The organism is Nonomuraea sp. NPDC003560, assembly GCF_042878785.1.
Classification (GTDB): Bacteria; Actinomycetota; Actinomycetes; order Streptosporangiales; family Streptosporangiaceae; genus Nonomuraea.
Window position 1 is genome coordinate 460,930 of sequence record NZ_JBIAOF010000008.1, and the last position, 21,932, is coordinate 482,861.

Annotated in this window: 17 protein-coding genes and 1 pseudogene; 6 read left to right on the top strand and 12 right to left on the bottom strand. The window is 72.3% G+C overall.

Features of this window, described 5'->3' with window-relative positions:
* Positions 1 to 48: 48 nt before the first annotated feature.
* The 5 genes and pseudogenes from ACFYUV_RS30965 to ACFYUV_RS30985 all read right to left on the bottom strand — a co-directional run.
* Positions 49 to 1,344: a M1 family metallopeptidase gene (locus tag ACFYUV_RS30965; protein ID WP_387674367.1), complete on the bottom strand. Its 1,296-nt coding sequence runs from the start codon at positions 1,342 to 1,344 to the stop codon at positions 49 to 51.
* A complete protein-coding gene (locus ACFYUV_RS30970; RefSeq protein ID WP_387674256.1) occupies positions 1,341 to 5,183 on the bottom strand; it encodes a Pls/PosA family non-ribosomal peptide synthetase in 3,843 nt (1,280 codons plus the stop codon). The genes ACFYUV_RS30965 and ACFYUV_RS30970 overlap by 4 nt, the downstream gene beginning before the upstream one ends.
* A 157-nt stretch (positions 5,184 to 5,340) precedes the next feature.
* Positions 5,341 to 6,279, bottom strand: a complete 939-nt coding sequence (gene add / locus ACFYUV_RS30975; RefSeq protein WP_387674259.1) for an adenosine deaminase — start codon at positions 6,277 to 6,279, stop codon at positions 5,341 to 5,343.
* 11 nt (positions 6,280 to 6,290) lie between these two features.
* Positions 6,291 to 7,049, bottom strand: a complete 759-nt coding sequence (locus tag ACFYUV_RS30980; protein WP_358299223.1) for a class I SAM-dependent methyltransferase — start codon at positions 7,047 to 7,049, stop codon at positions 6,291 to 6,293.
* 293 nt (positions 7,050 to 7,342) lie between these two features.
* Positions 7,343 to 8,245, bottom strand: a pseudogene (locus ACFYUV_RS30985) (RNA polymerase sigma factor); the annotation flags it as partial.
* Positions 8,246 to 8,760: 515 nt separating this feature from the next.
* Here ACFYUV_RS30985 and ACFYUV_RS30990 point away from each other — a divergent pair.
* The 4 genes from ACFYUV_RS30990 to ACFYUV_RS31005 all read left to right on the top strand — a co-directional run bounded on the left by ACFYUV_RS30990 (position 8,761) and on the right by ACFYUV_RS31005 (position 14,581).
* Entirely contained in the window at positions 8,761 to 9,192 is a 432-nt protein-coding gene (locus ACFYUV_RS30990; RefSeq protein ID WP_387674262.1) for a hypothetical protein, read from the top strand.
* Between the two features lie 323 nt (positions 9,193 to 9,515).
* Positions 9,516 to 12,092: a BTAD domain-containing putative transcriptional regulator gene (locus ACFYUV_RS30995; RefSeq protein WP_387674265.1), complete on the top strand. Its 2,577-nt coding sequence runs from the start codon at positions 9,516 to 9,518 to the stop codon at positions 12,090 to 12,092.
* Positions 12,093 to 12,714: 622 nt separating this feature from the next.
* On the top strand, positions 12,715 to 13,539 hold the full coding sequence (locus ACFYUV_RS31000; protein ID WP_387674268.1) for a hypothetical protein: 825 nt from the start codon (positions 12,715 to 12,717) through the stop codon (positions 13,537 to 13,539).
* Between the two features lie 49 nt (positions 13,540 to 13,588).
* Positions 13,589 to 14,581 carry a hypothetical protein gene (locus tag ACFYUV_RS31005; protein ID WP_387674271.1) on the top strand — a complete coding sequence of 331 codons (993 nt, stop codon included), beginning with the start codon at positions 13,589 to 13,591 and terminating at the stop codon, positions 14,579 to 14,581.
* A 145-nt stretch (positions 14,582 to 14,726) separates the two neighbouring features.
* Here the strand turns inward: ACFYUV_RS31005 and ACFYUV_RS31010 are convergent, their stop codons facing one another.
* The 6 genes from ACFYUV_RS31010 to ACFYUV_RS31035 all read right to left on the bottom strand — a co-directional run bounded on the left by ACFYUV_RS31010 (position 14,727) and on the right by ACFYUV_RS31035 (position 18,330).
* Positions 14,727 to 14,867 carry a hypothetical protein gene (locus ACFYUV_RS31010; protein WP_387674274.1) on the bottom strand — a complete coding sequence of 47 codons (141 nt, stop codon included), beginning with the start codon at positions 14,865 to 14,867 and terminating at the stop codon, positions 14,727 to 14,729.
* Positions 14,864 to 15,430, bottom strand: coding sequence for a DUF4291 domain-containing protein (locus ACFYUV_RS31015; RefSeq protein WP_387674277.1), 567 nt, complete (start codon positions 15,428 to 15,430; stop codon positions 14,864 to 14,866). The genes ACFYUV_RS31010 and ACFYUV_RS31015 overlap by 4 nt, the downstream gene beginning before the upstream one ends.
* A 77-nt stretch (positions 15,431 to 15,507) precedes the next feature.
* Positions 15,508 to 15,891, bottom strand: a complete 384-nt coding sequence (locus tag ACFYUV_RS31020; RefSeq protein ID WP_387674280.1) for a hypothetical protein — start codon at positions 15,889 to 15,891, stop codon at positions 15,508 to 15,510.
* Positions 15,892 to 15,953: 62 nt separating this feature from the next.
* Positions 15,954 to 16,553 carry an SMI1/KNR4 family protein gene (locus tag ACFYUV_RS31025; RefSeq protein ID WP_387674282.1) on the bottom strand — a complete coding sequence of 200 codons (600 nt, stop codon included), beginning with the start codon at positions 16,551 to 16,553 and terminating at the stop codon, positions 15,954 to 15,956.
* Between the two features lie 74 nt (positions 16,554 to 16,627).
* Positions 16,628 to 17,203 (bottom strand): exonuclease domain-containing protein, encoded by a 576-nt coding sequence (locus ACFYUV_RS31030; RefSeq protein ID WP_387674285.1) that lies wholly within the window; start codon positions 17,201 to 17,203, stop codon positions 16,628 to 16,630.
* A 71-nt stretch (positions 17,204 to 17,274) separates the two neighbouring features.
* Complete coding sequence (locus ACFYUV_RS31035) at positions 17,275 to 18,330, bottom strand: winged helix DNA-binding domain-containing protein (RefSeq protein ID WP_387674288.1); 1,056 nt, start codon at positions 18,328 to 18,330, stop codon at positions 17,275 to 17,277.
* 9 nt (positions 18,331 to 18,339) lie between these two features.
* Between ACFYUV_RS31035 and ACFYUV_RS31040 the strand changes: the two genes are divergently transcribed.
* Positions 18,340 to 19,518 carry a cysteine desulfurase-like protein gene (locus tag ACFYUV_RS31040; protein ID WP_387674291.1) on the top strand — a complete coding sequence of 393 codons (1,179 nt, stop codon included), beginning with the start codon at positions 18,340 to 18,342 and terminating at the stop codon, positions 19,516 to 19,518.
* Positions 19,519 to 19,561: 43 nt separating this feature from the next.
* Entirely contained in the window at positions 19,562 to 20,158 is a 597-nt protein-coding gene (locus tag ACFYUV_RS31045; RefSeq protein ID WP_387674294.1) for an NUDIX hydrolase, read from the top strand.
* A gap of 25 nt (positions 20,159 to 20,183) precedes the next feature.
* Here ACFYUV_RS31045 and ACFYUV_RS31050 read toward each other — a convergent pair whose 3' ends face one another.
* Positions 20,184 to 21,863, bottom strand: a complete 1,680-nt coding sequence (locus tag ACFYUV_RS31050; protein ID WP_387674297.1) for an acetolactate synthase large subunit — start codon at positions 21,861 to 21,863, stop codon at positions 20,184 to 20,186.
* Positions 21,864 to 21,932: the final 69 nt, after the last annotated feature.

The following is a 21,932-nucleotide window of genomic DNA, read 5'->3' on the forward strand; positions in this document are numbered from 1 at the left end:
GGCGACCGTCCGACCAGGTCGGCGCGGTGTGCGCGGCTCGGGGGCCGGTCAGGCGCCGCGGTCGCGGGTCAGGGCGCCGCCCGCCATCGGCGGCAGGGGCCGGTCGTGCAGCCACGCGGTCAGCAGCGCGCCGGCCGGGACGTGCCGCTCGGCGTGCGCGGCGAACTCCCGCGTGGTGACGCTGCCGTACCGGCGGCTGTCGGCCCAGGAGCGCAGGAGCGTGAAGAACGCCTGGTCGCCGGCCGCCCGGCGGAGGGCGTGCAGGGTCAGCGCGCCGCGCTTGTAGACGCGGTCGTCGAACAGCGCGGCCGGGCCGGGGTCGGCCAGCACGAAGTCCTGCGGCAGGGCGGCGAGCCTGCGGTGCCAGCGCAGCGCGTGCTCGTCCGCGGGCGGGCCGCCCGAGCGCTCCGACCACAACCACTCCGCGTACGTGGCGAACCCCTCCTGCAGCCAGATGTCGGCCCACCCCGCCACGGTGAGGCTGTTGCCGAACCACTGGTGGGCCAGCTCGTGCGCGACCAGCCGCTCGCAGCCGCGCGCGCCGTCCACATGGTTCCTGCCGAAGATCGACATGCCCTGCGCCTCGACCGGGATGTCCAGGTCGTCGTCGGCCACGACGACGGTGTAGCCGCTGAACGGGTAGGGCCCGAACAGCTCGCCGAACAGCGCCATCATCTCGCCCTGGCGGCCGAAGTCGTGCCGGGCGCGGGCGGCCAGCCGCGCGGGGTGGGCCAGGCGCGTGCCGCCCGCCTCCGAGAGCTGGTAGCGCCCGATCTGCACGCTGGCCAGGTACGTCGCCATCGGCTCGGCCTGCTCGTAGACCCACGTCGTGGTCCCGGACGCCCGCCGCCTGGCGGTGAGCACGCCGTTGGCGATCACCTGGTACGCCGGCGCCGTCGTCACCGAGATCCGGTAGGGGGCCTTGTCGTCCGGCCGGTCGTTGCACGGGAACCAGGAGGGCGCGCCGATCGGCTGACCGGCCACCAGCGCGCCGTCGGTCAGCTCCTCCCAGCCGAGGCCGCCCCACGGGCTGCGCACCGGGACGGGCGTGCCCGCGTACCGCACCTCGACGACGGCCCGCTCCCCGGCGGCCAGCGGGCCGGGCAGGGTGAGGCGCAGCTTGCCCTGGCCGTGCGTGTGGCGGACGGCCCGGCCGGCCACCGTGACGCCCTGGACGCGGAAGTGGCCGAGGTCGAGGCCGAGATCGGCGAGCGGCTCGGCGGCGCGGACCGTCAGGCGGGCGGTGCCGTCGAGCCGGTTGGCCGCGAGCCGGTAGTGCAGCGCCAGGTCGTAGTGCTCGACCGCGTACCGGTGGTCGCCGTGCCCCGGGAAGTACGCCGTCATCGCCACGCCGAGACGGGGTTGCCGAACCACCGGCTGCCGCCGGGCAGCGCCTCGCCGCGCATGACCAGGGACGCCGGCCCGACCGTCGTGCCCGCGCCCACCCGCGCGGCGGGCAGGACGACGCCGTGCGGGCCGAGCGTCGCGCCGGCCTCCAGCGTCACCGTGTCGATGCTCATGACCCGGTCGTGGAACAGGTGCGTCTGGAGCACGCATCCCCTGTTGACGCACGCGCCGTCGCCGAGCGTCACCAGATCCGCCTCCGGCAGCCAGTATGTCTCGCAGGTGACCCCACGTCCGATGCGTGCCCCGAGGGAGCGCAGCCACACGTTCAGCGGGGCGGTCCCCAGCCACGGCTGGGCGAACCAGGGCGCGGCCAGCACCTCGACGAAGTTGTCCGCCAGCTCGTTGCGCCACACGAACGAGCTCCACAGCGGCCTGTTCCCGGCCTTGATCCGGCCGACCAGCGCCCATTTGGCGGCCGTCGCGACCGCCGCGGCGAGCACCCCGGCGGCCAGCACCACCAGCCCGCCCAGCGCGGCGGCCACGGCGAAGCCGTGACCGGCGGCCAGCCACTCGAACGCGGCGACGGCCAGCACGGCCAGCGCTACCACGCCCATCGCGGGCACCACCCGGCACACCTCGACCAGCGCCCGCGCCGCCCGGTACCGCGCGGGCGGGTCGTAGGTCCTGCTGCGGTCGGCCTCCTCGGCCGTGCGGCGCAGCTCCATGGGCGGCATGCCCACGTACGAGGAGCCCGACTTGGCCTTCTTGGGCGTCGCCGACAGCACGCCGACCAGGCCGTCCTTGGGCACCTTGCGGCCGGGGGCGGTCATCCCGGAGTTGCCGAGGAAGGCGCGCTTGCCGATCCGCGCCGAGGCCAGGCGCATCCAGCCGCCGTCCAGCTCGTACGGGGCCACCATGGTGTCGTCGGCCAGGAAGGCGCCGTCGCCGACGGAGGTCATCGTGGGCAGAGCGAGCACCGTGGACAGCTCGGCGCCGCGGCCCACCTTCATGCCGAGCGCCCGCAGCCAGACGGGCGTCAGGACACTGGCGTACAGCGGGAACAGCCACACCCGGGCCGAGGCCATCAGCCGGCCGGTCACCCACGCCTGCCAGGCCGGACGGCTGTGCACCGGATGGTGACCGGGGTGCAGCCCCAGGCCGAGCAGCCGCACGCCGGCCAGCGTGACCAGCGCGAAGGCGGCCATCCCGGCGACCGTGGCCAACGGCACGGCGGGCAGGGCGGCGGCCAGCGCGCCGCCGAGCGTCGGCTCGTCCCCGGCGAAGGCGGCCAGGACGGCGAGCGCGACACCGGCCGCGGCCACCGGGAGCAGGCTGAGCACGACCGCGCTCACCCCGTACAGCGCGACCCACGGGCGGGAGCGGGCGGCGCGCTCCGCCGGCCGGGAACGGCGCGGCTTGCCCTGGCGGAAGGCCGGGACGCCGGCCCAGCGCTCGCCCGACGGGACCGTCCCGGCCACCGCGGAGCCGGGGGCGACCCGCGCGTTCTTGCCGACGCGCGCGCCGGGCAGCAGGGTCGAGCGGGAGCCGACGGTGGCGCCCGCGCCGATGCGGATCTCGCCGACGTGCAGCACGCCGCCGTCGTACCAGTGGCCGGACAGGTCGACCTCCTGCTCGACGGCGGCGCCCCGGCCCAGCTTGAGCAGGCCGGTGATCGGCGGGGGCGAGTGCAGGTCGGCGTCCGGGCCGACGGTGGCGCCGAGCAGCCGGGCGTACCAGGCCATCCACGGCGCGCCGGCCAGGTCGGGCACGCCGAGCCGTTCGGCGAACCGCTCGGCGAACCACAACCGCAGGTGCACCCCGCCGCCGCGCGGGTGGGCGCCGGGGCGCACGCCGCGCAGCAGCAGCCGGGCGACCGCCGCCGACAGGCCCATGCGTCCCATGGGGGTGACGAACGCCAGCGCGCCGAGCGTCACCCACCACCACGACAGCCGCGGCGCCCACGGCGGGGCGAGCACGTTGCCGAGCGCGGCCAGCGGCACGACCCAGCGCAGCGCGCCCACGGTGAGCAGCGGGATCATCAGCGCGGTCTGCGCCAGCGCGGCGCGTCCCGGCATGGGGGCGGCCGCGGCGTGCGCGGGGGCCTGCGTCCCGCCCCTGGCGGCCAGCAGCTCGGCCAGGCCGGCGAGGGTCGGGTGGGCGTAGACGTCGCCGACGGCCACGTCGGGGTGGGTGGCCCGGAGCACGGAGACCAGGCGGGCGGCGGCCAGGCTGGTGCCGCCGTCGGCGAAGAAGTCCGACCCGGGCCCTTCCGGGCGCACGCCGAGGATCTCGGTCCACTGCTCGGCCAGCAGCGCCTCGGCCGGGGTCAGGCCGGTGTCGGTGGCGGCCGGGCCGTCCAGCGGCCATGGGAGCGCGTCCCGGTCGATCTTGCCGGAGGTCCTGGTGGGCAGGGCGTCCACGGGGGCCAGGCGGGGCACGAGCGCGGCGGGCAGCGAGCCGGCCAGCAGCTCGCGGGCCCGTCCGGCGTCGAAGCCGGGCCCGGTGACGACGTAGCCGACGAGCACCTGGTGGCCGCCGCCCGCGGTGCGGACGGCCACGGCCGCGCCGGTGACGCCGGGCAGCGCGTTCAGCGCGGCGTCCACCTCGCCGAGCTCGATCCGGCGTCCGCCCAGTTTCACCTGGTCGTCGGCGCGGCCGGCGAAGACGAGGCCCTCGGGCTCGGCGCGGACGAGGTCGCCGCTGCGATAGGCGCGCTCCCAGCCCAGGGACGGCAGCGGCGCGTACTTCTCGGCGTCCTTGGCCGGGTCGAGGTAGCGGGCCAGGCCCACGCCGCCGATGATCAGCTCGCCGGTCTCGCCCATGGCGACCGGCTCGCCCGCGCCGTCCACGACCGCCAGGTCCCAGCCGTCCAGGGGCAGGCCGATGCGTACGGGCCCCTCCCCCGTCAGGCGGGCGGCCGAGGCCACCACGGTCGCCTCGGTGGGCCCGTAGGTGTTCCACACCTCGCGGCCGGGCACGGCCAGCCGTTCGGCGAGCTCGGGCGGGCAGGCCTCGCCGCCGAAGATGAGCAGCCGGATGCCGTCGAGGTGCGCGGCGGGCCAGAGCGCGGCCAGCGTCGGCACGGTCGAGACGGCGGTGACGCCCTGCCCGGCCAGCCAGGGGGCCAGGTCCATGCCGGTGCGCACGAGGGCTCTGGGCGCGGGCACCAGGCAGGCGCCGTGCCGCCAGGCCAGCCACATCTCCTCGCAGGAGGCGTCGAAGGCCACCGACAGCCCGGCCAGCACCCGGTCACCCGGGCCGAGCGGCCGGTCCTGCAGGAAGAGCCCGGCCTCGGCGTCGGCGAACGCGGCGGCCGAGCGGTGCGTCACCGCCACGCCCTTGGGCCTGCCGGTGGAGCCGGAGGTGAAGATGATCCAGGCGTCGTCGTCCGGGGTGGGCCGCTCGGGCGTGGCCGCCTGGCGGGCCCGCGTGACCGGGCCGCCGTCGAGCACGGCGTCCACGGCGGCCTCGGCGAAGACGAGTTCGGCGCGTTCGTCCGGGTCGTCGGCGTCCACGGGGACGTACGCGGCGCCGGCCGCGAGCACGGCGAGGATGGAGACGTACAGCTCGGCGGTGCCGGAGGCGATGCGCACACCCACCCGGGAACCGCGCCCGACGCCGGCCGCGGCCAGCTCGGCGGCGACCCGGTCGACCTCGGCGCGCAGCGACCGGTAGTCCAGGCACACGGCGCCGTCGTCCAGCGCGGGCGCGTCGGGGTGGCGGCGGGTGGTCTCGTCGAGGATGTCGATCAGCGTGCGGGGCGGCGCGGCCAGCATGCCCGCCGGGTAGACCGCCGACGCGGTCCTGAGTCGTAAGTCTGCCGAGTCGGTGCGCAAACGCTGCTCCTTCGGTCGGGCGGTCGGCCCCGGCCCGTCAAGGCCGCGGGCTGCCACTGTCGTGGCGTTCGCGCCACCTCCGTTCGCAACGGTCGCCGATTCGCCAACTATTCCATGGTGTGACGGAGATCGCCGTGCCCGGCGGGGGCCGGGCGGGTCAGCGGAGCCAGGCGTCGACGGCGGCCAGCAGGTCCGCCTTGAGGGCGTCCGGGGCGAAGGAGGCCCTGATCGAGGCGCGGGCCAGCTCGGCCAGGACGTCGTCGCCGTACCCGAAGACCTCGCGCAGCCGCAGGTACTCCTCGGCCAGCGCCGTCTCGCCGTCGGTGTTGACCGTGACCGTGAGCCCCGCCTCGCGCAGGCGCGGCAGCGGGTGCTCGGCCAGCGACGGCACCAGCCCTAGCAGGACGTTCGACGTGGGGCAGACCTCCAGCGGGACGTCGCGCTCGCGCACCTCGGCCACCAGCGCCGGGTCGTCCAGCACCCGGATGCCGTGGCCGAGCCGCTCGGTGCGGCCCAGGTCCAGCGCCTCGCGGATGCTCGCCGGCCCGGCCGCCTCGCCCGCGTGGTGCACCAGGTGCAGGCCCGCGTCCCCGGCCGCGGCGAACACCTCGGCGAAGGGGGCCAGCGGATGGGCCTCGTCGCCCGCGAGCCCGAGGCCGATCACCTCGTCGTAGCGGGTGGCCAGCTCGTACGTCCGCCACAGCCGCTCCAGGGGCCGCCGCCTGGAGTGGTCGAGCAGCACCCGGGCCTCGACGCCGTACCGCCTGCCCTCGGCCAGGCCGTCGAGCACCGCCTCCAGCGGCATCTCCGGGGCGCCCAGCCGTTCCCCGTGGGCGGCGGCGGTGAAGGTGACCTCGACGTAGCGGGTGCCCTGGGCGGCCTCGTCCTCGCAGAACTCCAGGGCGACGCGCCGGAAGTGCTCGGGGGTGCGCAGCAGGCCGCGCACCTTGGCCCGCTGGTCGGCGAACTCGCGGAAATCGGCGAACGGGCCCTCGGGCTCGGGCGGGCCGCCCAGCTCGCGCACGGTCGCGGGCCGTACGGTGCTCTCCAGGTGGACGTGCAGGTGGGCCTTGGGCAGCAGGCGGAGGTCTCTCACTCTCCGGGAGGTTATCGCCGGGTGATGCGGATTTTCGACTGTTTATGTGGGCCCTGCTCCCAGTCGTCCATGAACGTCGCTTTCAGCCCGTGCTTGCGGGCCAGTTCGACCAGCGTCTCGGTGCGGTAGTAGAAGTCCTCGCGCAGGACGTGGTGCTCCTCGCCCTCGGTCCGGTCGAAGGTGAAGTCGAACCAGCCGTCCGGCTTCATGACCCGGCCCACGTTGGCGAAGCACTCCTCGATGACCTCGATCGGCGAGTGCGAGAAGACGCTGTGGGCGTGGACGACGTCGAAGTACTCGTCCGGCAGGAACGCCAGCCGCAGGTCGCGCACCGGCGCCAGGTACGGCAGCTTGTCCTGTAGGGCGTGCTTCTCGACCGTGTCCTGGGCGGCCAGCAGGATGTCGGGCGAGATGTCGATGCCGTAGTAGTTTCCGGTGAACAGGTAGCCGATGAACAGGCGGCCGGCGCGCAGGTTCCCGCAGCCGATCTCCAGCATCCGGCAGTCGGGCTTGAGCCCGTGCTCCACCAGGTAGTCGAACTGCATGCGTCCCAGGGCGAGCCAGCGCCGGTGCCGGTGCGACCCCACGGCGCCCTCGGGGTCGCGGGCCGTGTCGGACCTCATGACGGCGCGGTAGTAGGTGACGTGGTCGTGGGTGCGGAGCCGGAACCAGGTGTCGCGGGCCAGCCGGCGCAGGTGGGGGGCGATCCTGTGGGGGTGCCGGAACGCGTAGGCGGCCTGGTGGACGAGGCTCGTACGGGAGCGTTTCACGTTGGGCAGAGTAGGTCCGGCCCACCCGGCCCGCGCCGGGCTCCACACACTCCAGAGCGCCCTTTTACCCGCCCTTTCCCACCCCTGGACCGCTCTTCCCCGTGGGTGACGGGCGCGTCGCCGTGCCTCGCGGCACGCGGGTGCTCGGGTGGCCGTCGCCGGGGTGGACGGAGGTCGTGCCTGTCGCTGGTCGCGCCGGCGTCGCGGCGGCTGGTTCGGTCGACAAGGCGGTGACGCTCCACGTCCACACGGCGAGCCCCGCTCGGCGTGTCGCGTGCTGCGTTCCCGGGCGGTCAGCTCAGGTAGTCGCGCAGCGCCATGGCCCGGGAGGGGTGACGCAGCTTGGACATGGTCTTGGCCTCGATCTGCCGGATGCGCTCACGGGTGACGCCGTAGACGCGGCCGATCTCGTCGAGGGTGCGCGGCTTGCCGTCGGCCAGACCGTAGCGCATCGTGATCACACCCGCCTCGCGCTCGGAGAGCTGGTCGAGCAGGCTGTGCAACTGCTGCTGCAGCAGCGTGAACGAGACCGCGTCGGCCGGGGAGACGGCCTCGGTGTCCTCGATCAGGTCGCCGAACTCGCTGTCGCCCTCCTCGCCGAGCGGCGTGCTCAGCGAGATCGGCTCCCGGCCGTAGCCCTGCACTTCCGACACCCGCTCGACGTCGAGATCGGTCTCGGCGGCGATCTCCTCGGGGGTGGGCTCGCGGCCCAGGTCGGACTGGAGGCGGCGCTGCACGCGGGCCACCTTGTTGATCAGCTCGACCATGTGCACGGGGATTCGGATCGTCCGGGCCTGGTCGGCCATGGCACGGGTGATGGCCTGCTTGATCCACCAGGTGGCGTAGGTGGAGAACTTGTAGCCGAGCCGGTAGTCGAACTTCTCGATCGTCCGGATCAGGCCGAGGTTGCCCTCCTGGATCAGGTCGAGGAAGAGCATGCCGCGGCCGGTGTAACGCTTGGCGATGGAGACGACGAGCCGGAGGTTGGCCTCCAGCATGCGGCGCTTGGCACGAAGGCCGTCGTCGGCGATCCACTCCAGGTCGGCACGCAGCTCGGAGGGCAGGCCGGGCTCGCTGTCGAGCCGTTCCCTGGCGAACAGGCCGGCCTCTATGCGCTTGGCCAGCTCGATCTCCTGCTCGGCGGTGAGCAGCGGGACGCGCCCGATCTCCTTCAGATAGGTCTTGACCGAGTCGGCGCCGACGGCCGTGCCACCGTCGGCGATGGTGTCGTCCAGTTCGAGAACCTCTGCTGCTTGGGACAAAATTCTCTCCTCGCTCGCGTTGGGTGGACGCTCAGTGACTGAGCCGGCCTGCGGGCAGGGCCGGCGGGAAACGTAGCGGGCCGATAGGCGTCGGAACCTTCAGGGCATGAGGGAACGGAAGAAGCGGGGCCTGGCAGGGCCGTCTCTGACCAGGCTACCCAACACTTCCTCGAACGTGGCTTCGACGAACACCCGATCATCGCTTCCCCGCCGGCGCCATCCACCCCCTGACCAGCCCCCCAACCCCGTCCCCTCGCCACCACCCCCGCCGACCGACGGCACTCCAGAAGACGCCCGCCCCCTCGTCCCTGTTTCATGGCGACGGCCCCAACAGACAACCAACCTGAACCAAACAGGCCCCTTTTAGCTTGACGGCATGCAATCGCGAAAGCGCTTGGCGGGCCGTTTCACCGCCTTGGCTTGCGCAGGCGAGACAACGAGGAGATCTCATGCTGAGAAAGTTCGTCCCGGCCGCTGTCACTGCCGTCGCTCTGGCCGGGCTGGCGCTCGCGTCACCCGCGAGCGCAGAAACCCTTTCCTCTTACAAGGCATACGGCTGCGCGTCCGGAGACTTCTGCGTGTATTCGACAGAGGTCATCTCCGAAGCGACGAAAATCAGCATCGGCCGGGGCGAGAACTGGGGGCCGGTCAGCGTGGCCAGCAGCCCCTACAAGAACGTCCGATCCTTCTTCAACAACGGCATGATCGACACCTATGACCACGTCTGGGTCTCGTACTACTACGGGGACGGCACCAAGGCGAGCAAGTGCATTCACCGCGCCGAGGACGGCGACCTCGCGGCGGGACACGAGTGGCCCGATCGCCGAACCCCCGTGACCGTCGTCCAGATCCAGTGGAAGAAGGAGAACTGCGCCGATTAGTGCGCACCGCCGATGATCCGGCGGACCGATTTCCCGGGCTGTGCGTCCGGGATCGGGTGACTCCGGCATCCACTTGGCAGCGCCGAGAACCCCCGCCCCTTGAACCTGCGATTGAGGGGCGGGGGTTCCGGGGCGGGGCATGCGCGGCGAGATGCACCATGGCCGGACGGACCGGCCGCCCGCCTTTGACCAGCCTCGTCAAGACGGTATGACTTACCGGCTCGGCAACCCCCATAATCAGCTCAGTGGAAATCGGGGTGCTCGGGGCAGTAACGGTCGACGGCGCGACAATTCCGGCAGGCAAGCAACTGACCCTCTTGGCGATGCTGGTGTGCCACGCCAACCGGCCGGTGTCGGGCGACGTCCTGGCGCAGGCGGCATGGCCGTCCGCGGCGCCTTCGCCCAGCACCTTCCGCTGGCACCTGCACCGGCTGCGCGCCACGGTCGGAGACAGGCTGGTGCGCCGCGGCGACGGCCACATGCTGCGCGTCGCCGACGATGAGCTGGACGCGCTCCGGTTCACGCGATGGGTCCAGCGCGCCGCCGCCGAGCCGGCCGAGCGCGCCTTGGCCCTCCTGGATCAGGCCCTGGCCCTGTGGCGAGGCGCGCCGTACAGCGGGCTGGACGATCTGGAGGACATCAGGGTCGAGGCCGCCGCGCTGCAGGAGACGCGGCTGGGGGCGATCGAGGCACGTGCGAAGGCTCTGATGTCGTTGGGGCGTTTCGCCGAATGCGCCAGTGACATGGCCACCGCGGTGGCCGGACAACCGCTGCGCGAATCGTTCGTGGAGCTGTGGCTGCGTGCCCTGGCCGCCGCCGGGCGTCCCGCTGAGGCGCTCCGGCTGTACGGGCGGACCCGCGCCAAGCTGGTGGACGAACTCGGCGTCGAGCCGAGTGGCCCGCTGCGTCGCCTCCACGAGGAACTGCTCCGCCACGAGCCGGCCCCCCGGCTGCTGCCCCCCGACGTGTACGCCTTCACCGGCCGTACGCAGGAGCTGGGCGTGCTGGATCGGCTCCTGCACGGCCCGGCGGACGTGGCCGTCATCAGCGGAGTGGGCGGCGTCGGCAAATCCGGGTTGGCGCTGCGCTGGGCCCATCGTTCCCGCGACCATTTCCCTGATGGGCAGCTCTATGCCGACCTCGGGCAGCACACCGCGGCCGACGTGTTGCCCCGCTTCCTGGCCGTACTCGGGGTCATCCTCGTCCCCGAGGACCACGACGCCCGCATCGCGCTGTACCGCCAGGTCCTGGCCGAGCGGCGGATGCTCATCGTCCTCGACAACGCCTCCGGGTCCGTGGACGTGGAGCCGCTGCTGCCCGGGGCGGCGGGCTGCGTGACGGTGGTCACCGGGCGTAGCAGGTTCGAGAGGCTGGTCACCGCCTGCGGGGCATCGCTGATCCAACTCGACGTGCTGCCTCCCGCCGACGCCGCGCTGCTGCTGAGCCGTATCGCCCGCATCGAGCCGGGCCACGCCGTCCCGCTGGTCGAGCTGTGCGCCAGGCTGCCGCTCGCCCTTCGCGTGGCCGGCGCCCGGCTGGTGACCCGGCCTGGCTGGACCCCGGAGACCTTGGCCGCCAGGCTCACCGAGGAGCGGCGGCTGGATGAGCTGCGTGCGGGAGAGCTGGACGTGCGCGCCAGTCTGGAGGCCGGCTATCAGGAGCTGCCCGACGCCGAGCGGGTCCTGTTCGAGCGGCTCGGTCTGCTGCCGGTGCCCACCTTCACCGCCTGGATGGCCGCCGCCCTGCTGATGGTGCCTGTCAGCACAGGCGGCGACCTGCTGGAACGGCTGGCCGAACGGCAACTGCTCCAGCCTGAGGGCTTGGACATCGCCGGCCAGGAGCGCTATCGCTTCCACGATCTGATCCGGCTGCTGGCCCGCGAGCGCGCCGGTACCGGGCCGGCGCAGGACAGTGTTCGTGACCGCTTCCTGTCATGCCTGCTGGCGCTGGTCAAGGACGCCTGTGAGGGTGAATACGCGGGCGGGTTCCGGCTGCTGGACAGCGGCGCCCCGCATTGGCGGCCGCGGGGTCGGGTGCTGCCCGACGAGCCGATGAGGTGGATGGCGGCCGAGCTTGAGACCCTGCTCGCCGGCATCCATCACGCCGCCGAACTCGGACACGCCGCCATGTGCTGGGACCTGGCGCTGGCCGGCGTTCGCCTGTTCGAGATCCACGGCCAGTTCGTGGACTGGGAGCAGACCTCCCGGCTGGCCTTACGGGTCTGCCGCGACCATGACGAATCGCGGGGCGCGGGGGCGATGCTCGCCTCGCTGTCCGCGGTCGAGGGGTTCCAGTACCGGCGCGAGAAGTCTCTCGCCCTGGCCGAGGAGGCGCTGCCGTTGCTGGACGAGAGCTCCGTCAAGGCGCTGACACTGGCCAACCTCAGCGCCGCCGAGCTGAGGCTGGGGGACGCGGAGTCCGCTCTGGCGCACCTCACCCAAGCCGTGTCCATCGCCGCCAGGCTGGGTGACACCCTCAGCGAGGCCATTCTGCTCGCGCGCCTGGCCCTCCTCCAAGGGGGCGACCCACGCCCGATGCTGGACAAGGCCATGAAGCTCGCGGCGGGCAACACGCGCGTCTCCTCGCTGATCGCGATGTCCGACCTGCTCGCTTCGGTGAGAGCCGGTCGCCACGCCTATGCGGAGACGCTGTCGATCAGGATCCTCGATGACGTCCGCCGCTATGGCGATCGGGTGATGGAACGCGAGGCACTGTGCCTGCGCGCCGACAGCCTCATCGCTCTGGAGCGCCCGGCCGAAGCGGCCGCCTGCCTGCGTCGCGCCCACGAGTTGGCCGTGATCCAGAACGTGCCGCTGGAGGTCCGGCGGATCACGGCCGTCCTCGAGACCCGGTGCCTGCCCACGGCCGAGAGCCCGGCCAGGCACGCACCCCGGATGTGACGGCCGGGGCCGCACCCCCGGTTGCGTCGTCCGACGCGGCCTGTCCGGCTCGGTCACGCGCTTCGCCGCCTGATGGCGGGTGCACCGGCACCGGTCCGCCGGTTGTCCCGGTGCACCAGGGGCATTGGATCATGCCGCCGCCGTCTCCTTCGCTGGAGACCTGGCTGAAGTGGATGTAGCGGTCCGGCTGGCCCTGGCCGCCACGCCAGGTGTACCAGCGGTTGTCCCCGCCGCTGTAGTCTCCACGAACCCAGCAGCGCGGGTAGATCTGCGTCCCCACATAGCAGGTGAAGAGGAAGTTGGGCTGTCCGAGCCGGGGAGAGCTGCGGACGTTGCCGTCGTAGGATTGCCTCTCGCGGCTCGATGAGGAGGCACGCCCCGGTAGGCGTGTCAGGGCTCAGTCTTGGTGGCGGGTGGATTGTCTGGAACCCGGTTTCACCGGCCCGGACAAACGTCGTCCGCGGAGTGGTCGCAGCAGTTCATGACGCCGGGCTCAGCAGCCAGGATGCCGGCCGGGTCCGGGGACCCCACGGTCACGGTTCAGCTTGACAGTTGATCTCGTAGGCACAAGATTGTTGCGCCCTCCCACCATCTCCAGAGGAATGTGATGAAGCGGACCGTCATGGGTGTCATCCTGATCGCGGGCCTGGTACAGCTCGTCGCCGTCCCCGCCCAGGCGGTGTCCGGGAACGACCCGGTAGAAGCGCTCCGAGCCACATTGACCCGCGGTAAGAGCGTGAACATCGTGTCCACCGCGAAGGTGGACCACGGTCGCGGCGGGTCCTACACCCTGGCCCTGGACGGCACGGTCGGGTTCGGGCCCCAAGGTGAGATCGCCTCTGACACGTCCCAGCGCGTGCGGTACAGCAAGACGGTGATGAGCGGTCTGAAGAAACTCGGCATGGCCGAGGACGCCGCCGCTGAAGAACTGCCCCTGAGGGTGATCTCGTCAGGCCACGACGACTACGTCTCCGGCCCCCGATTCGCCGACGTACTGCCGCAGGGCACGAGCTGGGTGCGCTATCCGTACACCGATCTGCCGGCCAGCAACCCGCTGCTGGAGGTTCTGGAACCCGCCACGCTCAAGACGCTGCTGGCCCACCGCACGTCGTGGCGCGGCGGAGTGGTGAAGGGCATGATCAAGGCCGACAAGCTGGTCAAGGTGTCGCGTTCTTTCGCCTCGCGCTTTCGCGGCTACTCCTGGAGCGAGCCCGTCAGCACCATCTCCTACACCATCCGCCTGAGCACGGCTGGACTGGTGGAGCGAGTCACGGCCAAGGGGGTCATGCACCACTGGAGGGGGTCCGTGTTCCGGCTCACGGCGGACACCCGCTACTCCACCTGGGGACGGCAGGTCACCGTTGCGCTGCCTCTGGAGAGCGAGGTGCTCGATCAGGAGCAACTTGAGGGCAAGGTGCCCTACGGGGTGCCTGGTGCCTGGAACTAGCTGCTCGGCGCTGTTGCGACACCGTGATCACGTGCGGTATTGATCACGGATGTCCTTGATACGGGTGATCACGGCCGCGGCCGAGCTGCTCGACAAGACCTCGCGCATGCGTCCGGGCCGGTCGTGGGACGATCCCGCGCTGGAGCAGGCGCTGCGCCAGGTGCGGGCCGGACGGCTGGAGCCGGGCCTGGAGCTGGTCCGCCAGGCGCGCGACGACCACGAGGTGCGTGCGCTGCGCGTCGAGCAACTGGGGATCGCCGCCCGTGCGCACACCGAGGCGCTGCTCCGGCTGGCCGGTGACGACCCCGACGCGTTGCTCTGGCTCGGCGCCGCCCGGATCCAGCAGGCATGGGCGATCCGCGGCGGCTCCTACGCCGCGTACGTGGGCGACCAGCGTTTCGCCCGCTTCCACGAGGTGCTTGCGGACGCCGCCGTCCCGCTGCGGCAGGCCGCCGAGGCCCGTCCGGACGATCCCGTTCCATGGGAGCGGCTGCAGTGGCACGCGCTCGGCGCGCAGGCCGGCCGGCAGGAGCTCGACCGCCTCTGGGCTGAGCTGACCGCCCGCGCTCCGCACCTGTATCTGGGCCACTACACCCGCGTCCAGGTGCTGTGCGGCAAGTGGTACGGCTCCGACGACGAGGTGCTGGCCTTCGCCCGCCGCGCGGCGGACGCGGCGCCGCCGGGCGACCCGGTGACGGCAACGCTGGCGCTGGCCCACTTCGAAGTCGCGTGGGGCCGGATCGGCGAGTCGGAGCGTACGGCGCGGGAGATCCTCGAAGGCTACTTCGGCGACCCTGAGGTGGCCCGTCCGCTGGTGGCGGCGTCCGACAAGTGGCGCGAGGGCGCCCGGCCGCATCCGCGGGCGCTGGACGCCGCGCACCTGTTCGGCGCGGCGCTCTACCACGGCGGCCACCTCACCGGCGCGCAGCGCCTGCTGGAGGACCTGGGCAGGCGCATGCCGGAGAACCAGCCGTGGGCGGTCGGCAGCCTCCTGCCGGGCCGCCACTACGCCCGCGTGCGCCGGGACCTCGGCCTCGCCTAGCCCGGCCCTGCGCGCCGGACCTCGTCCGCACGCCGGACGTCGGCAGGACGAGCGTGGGTGCGCCATCGGGGGTCGGCTCGCGGCCGATGCGCCGGTTCACGCGCAACCGCCTCGCGTAGTCGTCCAGCATGGACCGCGACCGCGATCACACGTTCTGCGGCAGGTTGCCGAGGACGTCGTCCATCAGGTCGCCCGGCGTCTCGTGCACCGGTTCCGGGTCGGCGCCTGTGGCATCCCATGCGCTCTTGGCACGGTTCGTCCATCCCTCTTGCCGGTAGGCCGTCATCTGCCCGGAGAGAGGAGGCGTTCCAGCGTTCGAGGCAGGGGATACACCCGCTCGGCGGGGAACAGCCGTCGGGCCTTGGCGGCGTGCCCGGTTTGTGTCAGAACCGTGGCCTTGCGGACCTGCGGGGTGAGGTCGGTGAGGCTGACGATCCAGTCGTCGGTAAAGGCGCGGATCAGGTCGCGGCCGATGCCGACCTGGATGCTGTAGTGGTTCAGCGCCGCTCCGCGCAACGAACGTTCCGGGTCCCACTGGACATGGACGACTGCCCGGGCCACGGCCGCCGGATCCGCTGTCGTGAGCACGGCCTGGGACAGAGCCTCCTCCCAGCCCCGCCGGGTCATCCGCACTGCGAGAACACGCTCCTGACCGGCTTTGCGTGCCCAGTTGCTGCGATGCATGAGCCACAGGAACGAGGGCTTGATCCAGGTCATCCTCTGGAACGAGAACGGCGCGACGAAACGGCCCGCGCGCAGCGCCGCGTCGGCTATGGCAGGCGCATATGCCTGGTAGACCACGATCGTGTCAGCGTCGTAGTCTGCGCGAATCTCGTACTGGGGTGCCATGCGCTGCACCCTGCCATCCGGTGCACTCACATCGCGAAGCCTTTTCGCCTCCGGTCGAAGCGACTCGCCGGCCGCTGTCAGCAGGAGGGGCCAGGACCAAGCGATTCGATCCAGGACGGGAAGTCCGCCGCCACGACGTCGAAGCCCGCAGGCTCCAGGTCACCCAGACCGGAGGAGAACACGGCGGAGTCCGGGTCATCGGCGCGCAGGAGGAATCCGCGGCCACCGCTGTCATCGCCGACGAGAAGGAACCCTGGTGCATACCGCGCGACCTCGTAAGTGGCGTTGCGTTCACCGATGTCCCCCGCCGAGTACACCGCGACACCGCACTCCGTGTGCAGGCCGTTCCGAACGCTCCACAATGCCACCAGCGGAGCCGGCAGGCTCGTCGCCGTCTCGGCCCGCGCCCGCAGGACGTCGTCCGGCGTCGCCGCCACCGGCCTCGGTACCGCCTCCGCCACCGCGCATCCCTCCCGACAGACTCCAGCCCCGACAGGATCACCGACGCGCCTGCCCGCAGACCCTACTGATCGGCTGATCGTGGCGAACCGAAGTCGGCGTCCAATCTCGCCTTCCAGCGCTTCTGTTCTTCGAGCCAGTGCACGTAGCGCGGCGAGGCGTTACGCAGGTCGATGCTGAGGGGGTAGGGGTCGTGCTCGTCCAGGAGCAGCATGCGGAGGAATTCGACCATGCCACAGGGGAAGAGGGTGAAGCCCTCGCGGGTATGGCGGCCGCAGACCAGGACGGGCCACCGGTCGGGGTCGGGATCGGTGGTCAGCCAGCACAGGATGTCGGGGCCCGAGGTGATGCCCCAGGCGAGGATGTGGTTCGGGTCGATGTCGAGCCCTTCCTGGCCGCCCAGCATCTCCCAGGTGTCACGGGCGTTCTCCGTCTCCTCCTCGAAGGTCCCGGGATCCCACTGGATGTACTCCTTGGGCAACGGCATGAGGATGCCGACCTCGGCGAACGAGCCGCCGCCGTAGACGGACATGAAGGCCATGTAGTCACGCGGGAACCGCGTGCCCCACCGCGCCTCTGCCGCCGACCAGTCGATCTCCTCGTCCGCGCCGAGATCTGCGGGCAGGATCTCGGTCAGCGCTGCGATCCCTGTCGGGTCTTCCACGGCAATCCCTTCGACGACGTGGCAGGGGAGTCTACGAGGCCACACCGACACAACCGGATCAGTCGCACCAGGAGCTAGCGGCCCGGCCATGCCCCGCGGTCCAACAGGTCGAGGACGAGTGCCGCGATGTTCCAGGCGTCGTCCTCGCCGCGGTGATGGCGTCCCTCCAGCGGCAGTCCGGCGATCTGCAGAGCGTGATCCATGCCGGGTTTCTTGCGCAGTCCGTACGCCGCCGCGAACACGGCCTTGGCGTTGGTGTGGGTGCGTTCCGTCGGGTGGCCGAACGGGTAGGCCACTCCGTCGGCCTGACTCTGTCGAGCGAACTGCCGGCGGTCGTACTCGCCCCAGCTCGCCCAGGGACGCTCCCCCGCGTCGTACTCCTCGGCGAGGATCCGGCATGCCTCGGCGAAGGTGACACCCCGCTCCACCTCGGCCTGCGTCAGGCCGGTCAGTTCCGTGCAGAAGTCACTCACCGCCGATCGGACAGGGCGGACCAGGACGCGGTGCCGGGACACCCGGCGCCGCGCCGACACGTCCACGACGGTGAGGCCGATCTCGATGATCTCGTTGACGGAGCCGGGCGGCGGCTGCCCGTCCCAGCAGGTGGCTTCCACGTCGATGACGTTCAACAGGGCGGATTCGTGACGCATGGGCCGAGGGTAGGGATGCGCCCCCGGCTCCGGCATCTCAATTTCGCACGTTCGTTCTTCGGGCGGGGTGGTCAGTCGGGTGGGGTGTGTTCGAGGGTGTGGGTGGTCGCGTCCGGTTCGGCGAAGGCGAGGAGCGCGAGCCCTTCCTCCTCCAGGACGTCCAGAGGCGTCGGCGCGGCGAAGGGGCTGATGAGGAGCTTGGCCTTCTTGCCGGACCGCTTGATCTGCCAGGTCCCCGCCGCGAACCCGTCCACCAGGTACGTGGCCTTGATCCGCAGGTTCTTGGTCGCGACCAGCGGCCTGAACTCGTCCGCCAGCACCCGCGTACGGTCGGCGTGCCCCAGGACGAGGTTGTCGAAGTCGGGCAGGAAGCGCACCGGCGCTGGCACGTCGCCGCCCGGCCGCGGCGCGCCGGGCAGGTCGAACAGTTCGCGTCCCGTCTCGTCGACGAGCCTGTCCAGCTCCATCCCCTTCATGACGGCCCGCATCCCGCCCAGTCCCGACCAGGTCTGGACGTCGGCGGGGGTGGCCGGGCCGAACGCGGCGAGGTACCGCTCGACCAGGCGTTCCACGCTGGGCGCCGGGTCCAGTTCGACGCCGGGCAGCCCGAAGGCGGACTCGCGCGGGAAGCTCCACCGGTCCTGCGTCGGCACCATGACCAGCGGCGTCATCATGCGCACGGCGTAGCCGAGCACCCGTTCGTCGGCGCCGGGGAACTCCTTCAGCAGCAGGGGCCGCAGCTCGTTGAAGGTGAGCGGCCCGTCGGCGAGCAGCCGGTCGGCGACCGCGGCGACGGCCTCGAAGTCGACGCCCTCGAACCGGCGCGCCGCGGCGGCCAGCATGGGACGCAGCAGCGGGCGGAAGGACGCGTAGTCCTCCGCCGTCACCAGGTGCAGCGTGGCCCGCATCATCGTCGCCCGCACCAGGCCGCCCGCGTGCAGCGAGTCGTGCAGGTCCTCGCGCCGGAAGCCGGCCAGCCGCGTCCACACCCCCAGGTAGGGCGGCCGCGGCTCCTGCGCCTGCAGCCCGGCCAGCCGGTGCACGACGTCGGCCGGGCGGCCCTCGTGCCGGGCGAGAAGGTGCTGCCGGGCCAAGGTGGCGCGGTTGAGGTCTCTGAGGGTGAGCATCTACTTATCATGCCTTTCCCCCTGGAGTTCGTACGTTCCTCCTATCCTGCGCTTTCCGATGGTTTCGCCTACCTTGACGGCGCGGCCGGCACCCAGACGCCGCAGCCGGTGATCGACGCCATCTCCGCCGCCTACCGGGCCGGGCTCGGCAACGTGGGCGGGGCCTTCCCCGCCAGCCGCCGGGCGGACGAGATCGTCGCCGCCTGCCGGGCCGCCGTCGCGGACCTGGTCGGGGGCCGTCCCGACGGCGTGATCCTCGGCCCGAACATGACGACGCTGACGTACCGGCTGGCCAGGGCGCTGACCGGGCCCGGCGACGAGGTGGTGGTCTCCCGGCTGGACCACGACGCGAACGTGCGTCCGTGGACCCAGACGGGCGCCGCCGTCCGCTGGGCCGAGGTGGACGCGGTGACCGGCGAGCTCCCGGTCGACCAGTACGCCGACCTGATCGGGGAGCGGACCAAGGTCGTCGCGGTGACGGCGGCGAGCAACATCCTCGGCACCCGTCCCGACGTGGCCGCCATCGCCGAGCTGGCCCACCGCGCGGGCGCCCTGCTGTACGTGGACGGCGTGCACGCCACCCCGCACGGCCCGGTGGACATGCGGGCGCTGGGCGCCGACTTCTACGCCACCAGCGCCTACAAGTGGTCGGGGCCGCACGTGGGGGCCGTCGTCGCCGACCCGGCGCTGCTGGAGACGGTCCGCCCGGCCAAGTTGCGGCCCTCCCCCGACACCGTGCCGGAGAGGTTCGAGACCGGCACGTCCGCGTTCGCCGACCTGGCCGGGGTCACCGCGGCCGTCGACCACCTGGCCGCCATGGTCCCCGGCACCGGCACCCGCCGCGAGCGCCTGCTCGCCTCGATGGCCGCCGCCGAGGAGCACGAGCTGGAGCTGTTCGCCGCCCTGATCTCCGGCCTGGAGACGATGCCGCACGTCACCCTGCTCGGCAAGCCCGCCAGGCGCACCGCGACCGCCTACTTCACCGTCGCCGGGCACACCCCGCGCCAGGTCGCCGAGCATCTGGCCGGGCTGGGGGTGAACGTCTGGAACGGCCACAACTACGCCTGGGAGCTGACCGGCGCCCTCGGCGTGCGCGACTCGGGCGGCGCCGTCCGCGCGGGCCTGGTCCACTACAACGACCGCTCGGACGTCGACCGCCTCCTGGAGGGAGTGGCCGCCCTCTCCTGACGGGTTCTCGGCCCGTACGGGCAGGGCGTGGGATCCTGAGGGGATGCTGCCCCCGATCGACGTGCTGCGCGAGCAGGTCACCGCGCATCTCGCCGCCTTCGACCGCCGGGAGGTGCCGCCCGTCCCAGGGGTGCGCCGGGCGGCCGTGACGGTGTGCGTGCTGGAGGACGCCGAGCGCGTCCCGTACACGGTGCTGATCCGCAGGGCGGCGCGGGGGCGCAACGCGGGGCAGTGGGCGCTGCCGGGCGGGCGGCTCGACGACGGCGAGCTGCCGGTGGAGGCGGCGCTGCGCGAGCTGGCCGAGGAGGTAGGGGTGACCGGCGTGGCGGTGGCCGGGCTGCTCGACGACTTCGTCGCCGACTCCGGGTTCGTGATCACTCCGGTGGTGGCGTTCGGGGGCCGTCAGGAGCCGGTGGGCGACGCCCATGAGGTGGCCTCGGTGCACGCGGTGCCGCTGGAGCGCTTCCTCGCGCCCGGCGTGCCGCGCTGGCAGGGCGAGCTGCTGCAGATGCCGCTCGGGCCGGACATCGTGATCCACGCGCCGACCGGGGCGATCCTGTGGCAGTTCGCCGAGGTGGCGCTGCGCGGGCGCGAACAGCGGGTGTTCGACGTCGCGCAGCCCCACTGGACGAGAACCTGACCCAGATGCCCCTGGGAACGGCCGGTCAGAAGGGGCCGGTGAGTTCGCCGAGCTTGCCGGTCAGCTCCAGGTTGGCCGCGTAGTCGACGGGCACCGCGATCACCGACACCGTCTCGTCGGCCAGCGCCTTGCGCAGCGTGGGCAGCAGCTCCCCGGCGCTGGTGATCCGGTAGCCGCGGGCGCCGAAGCTCTCGGCGTAGGCGACGAAGTCGGGGTTGCCGAAGCGGATGCCCGAGTGACGGCCGAGCTCCAGGTCCATCTTCCACTCGATCAGCCCGTACGCGTCGTCGACCCACACCAGGACCGTGATCGGGATGCGCTCGCGGACGGCCGTCTCCAGCTCCTGGGAGTTCATCAGGAACGCCCCGTCGCCGGTGGCGGCCAGCACCTTGCGCTCGGGGAAGGCCAGCTTGGCGGCCAGCGCCCCGGGCACCGCGAACCCCATCGAGGACAGCCCGTTGGAGACCAGCATCGTGTTGGGCTCGTACGTCGGGTACATGCGGGCCATCCACATCTTCACCGCGCCGGTGTCGGCCAGCACGATGTCCTCGCGGCCCATGGCCTCCCGGATGTCGGCGACGACGCGCCGCGGCGACAGCGGGAAGCCGTCCTCCGAGCGCCCCTGCTCCAGCTCCTCGCGCATCAGACGGCGGATCTTCTCGCCGGTGCCGTTGAGCTCGAAGCGGCGCGGGACGGCGTCGGCGAGCGCGTCCAGCGACCGGGAGATGTCGCCGTGCACCCCGACGGCCACCGGGTAGTGGTCGTCGACCTCGGCGGCGAACCGGTGGAGGTGGATGATCTCCTTGTCGCGGTTCGGGTTGATCTTGACGGGGTCGAACTCCTGCAGCTCGTAGCCGACGCTGATCAGCACGTCCGCCTCGTCGAAGCCGAAGTTGACGTAGTCGTGCCGCATGAAGCCGACCGCGCCCAGCGCGTGGGGGTGGTCGTCGGGGAAGACGCCCTTGCCGTTGAACGTGGTGGCCACCGGCAGCCCGAGCCGTTCGGAGAAGCGCACCAGCGCGGCGGCCGCCCCGGCCCGCCCGGCGCCGTGCCCGGCCAGCACGATCGGCCGGCGCGCGCGGGCCAGCACGTCGGCCGCGCGGGCGATCTGCGCGGCGGAGGGGTCTTGGGGGCGTACGACGTTGACCGGCAGCGGCCCGAGGTCGGCCGGCACGGGGGCCGACTCGACGTCTTCGGGGATGGCCAGGTAGACGGCGCCGGGCCGCTCGGTCTGGGCGGTCTTGAACGCCTTGCGGATCATCTCGGGCAGGGCCAGGGCCGTGGGGGCGAGGTCGGCCCACTTGGTGATCGGCCGGAACAGCGACACCAGGTCGACCACCTGGTGCGACTCCTTGTAGATGCGGTCGAGGCCGACCTGGGCGGTGATCGCCACGACGGGGGTGCTGTTGGTGGTGGCGTCGGCCACGCCGAGCTGCAGGTTGATCGCGCCGGGGCCGAGCGTGGCCGAGGCCACCCCCGCCTTGCCGGTGAGCCTGCCGTAGATCTCGGCCATGAACGCCGCGCCCTGCTCGTGCCGGACGAGGATGTAACGGATGGAGGAGTCGTTGAGCGCGTCGACGAAGTGGATGTTCTCCTCGCCGGGGATGCCGAAGACGTACTCGACGCCTTCCGCCTCCAGGGCTCGCACGATCAGATGGGCCGCGTCCGCCTGCGGGGACACCTGCGGGGACACCTGCGGGGACATGGTCAACGCCTTCTTCCATGAGCGACTGCGTCCCTGACAGCACCCGGGAGGCGCGCTTCATTCCGGGAC